The 7,535-nt window shown below is 35.5% G+C and carries 7 protein-coding genes and 1 tRNA gene; 4 read left to right on the top strand and 4 right to left on the bottom strand.

The genetic code is table 11. The features are described from left to right. Position 1 precedes the first annotated feature (1 nt). Positions 2-76, top strand: a tRNA-Tyr gene (locus HX049_RS13480). Positions 77-386: 310 nt separating this feature from the next. Here HX049_RS13480 and HX049_RS13475 read toward each other — a convergent pair. Then, a complete protein-coding gene (locus HX049_RS13475) occupies positions 387-1,508 on the bottom strand; it encodes an aspartyl protease family protein (protein ID WP_286416452.1) in 1,122 nt (373 codons plus the stop codon). A gap of 303 nt (positions 1,509-1,811) precedes the next feature. Here HX049_RS13475 and rlmD point away from each other — a divergent pair, with 303 nt between their 5' ends. The 3 genes from rlmD (at position 1,812) to HX049_RS13460 (ending at position 4,760) form a co-directional block, all read left to right on the top strand. Next, complete coding sequence (rlmD, locus tag HX049_RS13470) at positions 1,812-3,224, top strand: 23S rRNA (uracil(1939)-C(5))-methyltransferase RlmD (RefSeq protein WP_286416451.1); 1,413 nt, start codon at positions 1,812-1,814, stop codon at positions 3,222-3,224. 65 nt (positions 3,225-3,289) lie between these two features. After that, on the top strand, positions 3,290-3,619 hold the full coding sequence (locus HX049_RS13465) for a DUF2185 domain-containing protein (RefSeq protein WP_286416450.1): 330 nt from the start codon (positions 3,290-3,292) through the stop codon (positions 3,617-3,619). A gap of 286 nt (positions 3,620-3,905) precedes the next feature. Beyond that, complete coding sequence (locus tag HX049_RS13460) at positions 3,906-4,760, top strand: hypothetical protein (RefSeq protein WP_286416449.1); 855 nt, start codon at positions 3,906-3,908, stop codon at positions 4,758-4,760. Between the two features lie 71 nt (positions 4,761-4,831). Here the strand turns inward: HX049_RS13460 and HX049_RS13455 are convergent, their stop codons facing one another. From HX049_RS13455 to HX049_RS13445, 3 genes are read right to left on the bottom strand one after another with little or no spacing between them, the layout of a single operon-like run. Next, a complete protein-coding gene (locus HX049_RS13455; protein WP_286416448.1) occupies positions 4,832-5,410 on the bottom strand; it encodes a LutC/YkgG family protein in 579 nt (192 codons plus the stop codon). Between the two features lie 7 nt (positions 5,411-5,417). Continuing rightward, a complete protein-coding gene (locus HX049_RS13450; RefSeq protein ID WP_286416447.1) occupies positions 5,418-6,791 on the bottom strand; it encodes a lactate utilization protein B in 1,374 nt (457 codons plus the stop codon). 2 nt (positions 6,792-6,793) lie between these two features. Continuing rightward, positions 6,794-7,534, bottom strand: coding sequence for a (Fe-S)-binding protein (locus HX049_RS13445; protein WP_025126192.1), 741 nt, complete (start codon positions 7,532-7,534; stop codon positions 6,794-6,796). Position 7,535: the final 1 nt, after the last annotated feature.

Genomic DNA, 7,535 nt, shown 5'->3' with positions numbered 1-7,535 from the left:
GATACTCAAGCGGCCAACGAGGACGGACTGTAAATCCGTTGGGAAACCTTCGCAGGTTCGAATCCTGCTCTCCCCACTAGTTAAAAAAGCGACCTATTGGTCGCTTTTTTTGTTTATATACCTTCCCTACTCTATTTATTCCTTTATCGTGTACCTTGCTGATTCTTGCAGATTACTTGCACTTTCCTTGGAGTTTCCTAGCCTAGAAAGGTGTTTTCTCGAAGGAATGTGTTAGGCCACCCTAGCATTGCTCTAGCATCCTACTTATACACTCCATAATTAAACAGAAGTTTCCTATTCCCTTTTCAATTCTTTCTCATCTATAGCTACAAAAAAGCGATAATAAATCCTAACTCTATTATCGCTTTTGTTTATCCTACTATTATCTACAAAGTAATTTTCTTACCTTCCCTCATTACTTCTAGCTTTGGTTGCCCCTTGTGTTGTTGAAGATACTTTCTATAGTAACATAACTTCTCCATAGGAATACCGTCTATAGAAAGCACTATATCTCCTAATCGCACTACATTCTCACGCTCATGAATAGCTGCTACCATATACTGCCCATCTATATAAGCAATACCGTATCCTATCTTCTCTAAATTAGACACTACATTACTTTCCTTGACCTTTTTAAAATAAACTAGATTTAAAGAAGGTAAATAATACAAATGAAACTGTTTTATAAACTCCACTCCCATCTGATAGGTATTGTCATTCATATTAAATGTAACCTCTTCATTATTTAAGGCTATTTTTCCCAATTTAATCTTAGCTTCTTGCGTGATCAGTGTACGATTCACTATTTCATTCATACCGAAGGCTCCTATACTCCCTACACTGATGTACGAATTAAACTTTAAGGTTCTCAAGTAAGCGATCACACCTCTATCTGCTGTCATAGTTAGGTATCCATTATCTCCTGTATCCAATAAGAACAGTCTTTTCACACTACCACCCATTTCTACTGGAACCATAATTCTACTTTTTTGCTGCGTAGGATAAGCATCAACAGGAATAAAATCATTAGTCAATATAGTATTCACTAGCTCTGGTGACAAATCATGTAATACAATTTCCTTTTTAATAGGATCTATTTCTAATATCTTATCCTTATAGATAACATTCCCTAGGATACCATCGATTTTATAACAACTAAAGATAGGATCATTAACCATCGGAAAGCTTTCAAAGTCAGTAAATGGCAAATGGTAAAAAGTATGATTTCCTACCTTTAGACTATCTACATATATGGTCTGAACTGCTTGTACAACATTATTAACATCGACTGCTGCTACATGTTCTCCATGATAGAATTCTGAAAGCAAACTGCTTCTAATAGACAATCCATCCCACCCTGTGTCAAATAAGAACTTCATCGGCTTATCATTAACCTGCAAGTCTACAAGCATCCAACCAGACTCATCATCATAAGGCAAACGAATAGTCTGTGCATAGCCCACTATAGACACTAAAAAGAAGAATAAAATCAGTTTTAAAGCTTTCATATAATATAAATTGATTAATACCCTAAGTTAGATATTTTATCAATTCCTTTTCGATAATTATGATTAATGCGTATGCTTTTTAACAAACAAAGCTAACTAGATACAAATACAACTCACAAAAGTTTCATATTCCTTAAGATGTCTATTGACCTAATTAAACTAATGACTACAATACCCTAATTTCGCCAACACACACATCTTCCTTTTATTCAAACACTTACACAACCAATATATCTTATATAAACTCATTATGAATAAGCATCAACTATACTTATCAAATGAAATTAAACTTATTTTTGCGGCATGAGTAGAAAAAGAACAGAAAGAATCGTATTCGAAAACGTAGAAGTCCTTGATGCAGGTGCAAAAGGCGTTTCGGTAGCTAAAGCTCCAGATGGGAAAGTAATCTTTATTCCTAACGTAGTTCCGGGAGATGTGGTAGATGTACAGACTTTCAAAAAACGCAAAGCGTATTATGAAGGGAAAGCTGTGAAATTCCACAAATTTTCTGAACATAGAATAGAGCCAGTATGTGAACACTTCGGAGCTTGTGGTGGATGTAAATGGCAAAACATGAACTATGCACAACAGTTATTCTATAAGAACCAAGAGGTTTTTAATAACTTAAAGCGCATAGGTAAAATTGAATTACCTGAGTTCGAACCTATCTTAGGATCTGAAGAAACATTGTTCTACAGAAACAAGATGGAATTCTCTTTCTCTAACGCTCGCTGGTTAACACCAGAAGAAGTAGCTAGCGGAGAAGAAATGGGTAAAGAAAATGCATTAGGATTCCACATCCCTAAAATGTGGGACAAGATCTTAGACATCAAAAAATGTCACTTACAACAAGATCCTTCTAATGAAATCAGAAATGAAATCAGAAGATTCGCTAACGAGCATAATTTAGCTTTCTTTAACCCACGTGAGCAAGAAGGTTTGTTGCGTACATTGATGATCAGAACTGCTTCTACAGGCGAAATAATGGTGATGATTCAATTCTTCTATGACAACAAAGAAGAACGCGAGTTATTATTAGACTTCTTAGCAGAGCGCTTCCCTATGATTACATCATTACAGTATGTAGTCAATGGTAAAGCGAATGATACTATCTATGATCAAGATGTAGTGCTTTATAAAGGACGTGATTATATCTTAGAAGAAATGGAAGGTCTTAAATTTAGCATCAATGCTAAGTCATTCTACCAAACTAATTCTGAGCAAGCATACGAACTATACAAAATCACAAGAGACTATGCAGGTCTTACAGGTAACGAATTAGTATATGACTTATACACAGGTACAGGTACTATCGCTCAGTTCGTTTCTAAAAAGGCTGGTAAAGTAGTCGGTGTTGAAGCTGTACCAGAGGCAATAGAAGATGCTAAACTAAATGCTGAACGCAATAATATTACGAACTGTGACTTCTTTGTAGGAGATATGAAGAATGTATTTAACGATGAGTTCATAGCGACACATGGACATCCAGACGTTATCATTACTGACCCTCCTCGTGATGGAATGCATAAAGATGTAGTAGAAATGCTATTAAAAGTAGGTGCAAAACGCATCGTATACGTAAGCTGTAACTCTGCTACACAAGCACGTGACTTAGCTCTTATGGATCACAAATATAAAGTGATCAAAGTACGTCCTGTGGATATGTTCCCCCAGACGCATCACGTAGAAAACGTAGTTCTATTAGAACTGAGATAACAAATAATAAACTAACAACAAAAGGCAATCATCTAGGTTGCCTTTTATTTTATAAAATAATAACGATGAACCAAGATAATAATATTCCTGCCGAAGCTTTAAAGAATCTTGTAGGAGATATCGGATTCTGTCTAGTGTCTGCTAAAATCATGATCGAAGGCGAGAAAGTAGACTATATGTACAGAGAAGAACCAAACTCTGATACTGATAGTGGATGGAGATTCTTAAGCAATACAGAAGATGAAACATACTTAGATAATCCTGACAATACAGATATCTATAGTGTGAATGCTGTAGCTCATAATGACAAAGCTATTATTCCTTATCTAAACGCTCCTGTAGGAAGTGAACTAGGTCGTGTAGAAGGAACAGATGAGTTCGAAGTGTTAGATTAATTAATTCTACAAATGATGTAAAAGCTCTCTTTTGAAGAGCTTTTTATATTTTAACTATAGATTATATCTTAATCCAACTCTAATCAATGTTAAGAATAAAGATAAATTAATTATACTGAATTGATCTTACTAGATTACTAATATGTAATACTTACTTCACTTTAAACACGAACCAAATACTCGTTAAATTAAATAAACGCAAGGTTAAAGTTAATATTATCAAAATTTGCCTTAATTTTATATTAATTATAAGTTATTTTTACTTCAATATAAAAACAACCAAAAGATGAAAAAAATTCTAACTGCACTTTTACTACCTATGCTAACCTTAATTTCGTGTAGTAGCGATGATAATAACACAGAGCAAAAACGAAGTGGACGTCTTATCCTTGAGGCTAGAACACTAGAAACTCGCGTAAATAAACCTCTGTACTTCCTTGTTAAAAATCAAGATGGAGACTATATCACAACAGAAGCTACGATAACCAATCTAACTAGTGATGAAAGTGTATCTAAACAAGGGCGTTTTAAACCATTAAAAGTTGGTGAATATACTTTTCAAGCTAAAGCTAGTAATGGGCAGGCTTTATACCACGACAGTAATACCGTTACTGTTAAAGTAACTGAACCTACTGAAAAAACGTTTTATCTCAATGGTACTACCTATCAGGTAGATAAAGCTACCTTAAGCATCGTAAGAACACAGTATATAGATGAGTCTGGAAAAGAGGTTATTAGCGATGTCATTGTTTCAGAACCTGCTAACACATACCACAATGAATATATTTTAAAATTAGAAGCAAGCAAACCTGTAAGCGCTACTATGACAGTTTCTTTTTTAGTTCCGAATGCTTCTGTTAAGAGTGTTGATGGAAAAATTACTGACTTTGGAAAACGTATATATCCACATGAAATAGCAGAAACTCAACTAACTAGTATCGTAACATATAGTGATATAGAAAATGACATGATTAGCATCATTAATTCTTATCCAAATACAGATCTTGAGTTCTATTTCTTAACAACCCCTAAAGAGGACGTAAAAGAACAAGTACTAAATAAGAGCTACTTCGAACTTAAACTTAAAGATAAACGTATTGACTACGTTGGAGATGTAATATTCACAGAAATTATAGAGTAAACAGATTCTTCAGTCCATACTGAAAAGATATAAACGATAAGAGAGAGGCTAGCCTCTCTCTTATCGTTTATCTACTTTAGAATCACAGTCAGACCCTTTGGTCCGTGTGCTCCTACTACTAAAGCCTGTTCAATATCTGCAGTCTTAGAAGGTCCTGATATATACACTCCAAAACCTTTCTCACTAGGTGTAATCAGTTTATATCCTTCATGCATATTATTCACTAATTTAGAACGATCTAAGACAATAACTAAATACTGTGTGATGAAGTATAGAGCTTTGTGCTTAAGTTGCTGTGGAAGCCATATACACCCATTCTCACATACTCCAAAGGCTCCTTCTACAATAGCTAAATCCACATTATTTAAGTCATTAGGGCTTTCTACACTATCAGGATCTAAAGTTGTCAAGTGAATACCATTTACCACTGAAGCAATTTCTTTTGCCTTTGGATAAAGAGCGCGAATCACTTCATTGATATCTTCACCCTCTTTTAAGATTATAGCATCACCGCCAACTGCTTTAGACACTTCTATGAATTGAGTTAATTTATCGTCAAACTCAATTGCAGACAGATTCATTTGCGGCTTGTCAAAGACCTGTTTTGTATTGCGTCTTATATTATTTAATATTTGATCTCTACTACTCATAACTCCTCTATTGTTTCTTTACTTTTCCTTTTTTCCACATTTCTGTAAACGACTCTTTTGCAAAATTCGGTAGGTTACGCCCGTCTTCCCATTCTTTTAACCCAAAAGTCAGAGAACGCGGTGCATATTTTGCCAATGAACTAAACTTCAAACTCGTTCTAAACAAAGCAGGATGAGTAAACAAAAATTGCATTCCTGTTGATATTAACTTTTTAGATGAATTAGCCTTGCCTAAAGAATCTAAATCTTGACGCCATTTATAGATTTGATCAGCTAAGTCTATTTTCACTGGACATACATTATTACAAGAATAACATAGAGAACAAGCAGATAGATTTTCACTGTGTTTAACAGGATCCTTAAGCATTCCTAAGTTAATACCTATTGGCCCAGGGATAAAGTAAGTATAAGAATATCCTCCACTACGTCTGTACACAGGGCAAGTATTCATACATGCTCCACAGCGAATACAATTAAGAGATTTGATATGTTCTTCATTGCTCAATATTTCACTTCTTCCATTATCCACTAAGATGATGTGAAACTCCCCTCCTTCGATTGGTTTTCTAAAATGAGAAGTATACGTAGTAGTTGGTTGTCCTGTTGCAGAGCGGGCTAATAATCTAGTAAACACACTTAAACTCTCATAATCTGGTATTAGTTTCTCTAACCCCATAGAGGCAATGTGTAGTTTAGACAATGAAGTTCCCATATCGGCATTTCCTTCATTGGTACAAACAACAATCTCTCCTGTGGCTGCTATACCGAAGTTCACTCCTGTAATTGCTGCATCAGCAGTAAGAAAATCATTGCGCAAAGAAGCTCTTGCTGCCCGAGTAAGATAAGTTGGATCACTATTGCCTTTCTCTGTATTTAGTTTTTCGGCAAATAAATCTCCTACTTCTTCTCTCTTCATGTGGATAGCAGGAAGTACGATATGTGAAGGTGCAGTCCCATTCAACTGTAAGATTCGCTCTCCTAAATCACTTTCTACAACATCAATACCCTTGGTCTTTAAGTAATGATTAAGATCACATTCTTCTGTCAGCATAGACTTGCTTTTCACTACTTTTTTTGCATTGTGCTTATTTAAGATCTCTGCCATGATAGCATTGTGATCTTCTGCATCTTTAGCCCAGTGTACTATCACTCCATTAGCTATAGCATTTGCTTCAAACTGCTCAAGGTACATCGCTAGATTACTAACGCTATGTAGTTTTATCTTCTCACCCATTGCTCTAAGGTCTTCCCATTCAGGAAGCGTCTTAGACATTCTATCTCTTTTCTCTCTTACAAACCACAGTGCATTATCATGCCAAGTAGCTTTCTCTTTATTCTGCTGAAACGCGTCAGCATTCTGTGCATGTTTTGTACTACTCATAATTATAAACCTGAAGCTAGAATTTCTACAACATGAATCATCTTGATAGGTAACTTATTCTTATCTATGATCCCTCCCATATGCATTAGACACGAACTATCTGGCCCTGTTATATACTCTGCACCAGTAGCCACATGACAACTCACCTTATCATTCCCCATTCGGATAGAAATAGCTGGTTCTTCTATAGAAAACATCCCTCCAAAGCCACAACACTCATCTACTCGAGTAGGTTCTACTACTTCTACACCTTCTACAAGACTAAGCAAGGCTTTTACCTTAGAATAAGGTTTTATATTTAATTCACTAGCTGCTCCTAACTTTAATTCTCTTAATCCATGGCAACTGTTGTGAAGGCTTACTTTATGAGGAAACTTACCTGGCAATTTGTCAATCTTCAGGATATCGTGTAAGAATTCACAGATATCATACACCTTACCACTTACTTTACTCGTACAGCCTTCCTTCTCCATTAATCTCGGGTAAGTATCTTTTACAAACCCAACACAACTACCCGAAGGAGCAACTATATAGTCAAACTCTTCAAATAAATTATTAAACTGCTTCGCTAAAGGCAAAGCTTTATTCTCGAAACCTGCGTTAGCCATAGGTTGACCACAACAAGTCTGATCTACGGGATAATCTACTTCTACCCCAAAATGTGTCAATATTTTATAACTTGCTAATGCCGCCTCAGGATAAACTGCGTTCACATAGCAAGGAATAAACAACCCAACTCTCATA

It is taken from the genome of Myroides odoratimimus (genome assembly GCF_030326305.1).
Taxonomy (GTDB): Bacteria; Bacteroidota; Bacteroidia; order Flavobacteriales; family Flavobacteriaceae; genus Flavobacterium; species Flavobacterium odoratimimum_A.
The sequence above is the reverse complement of the archived record's forward strand: the minus strand, read 5'-3'. Positions and strand labels throughout refer to the sequence as shown.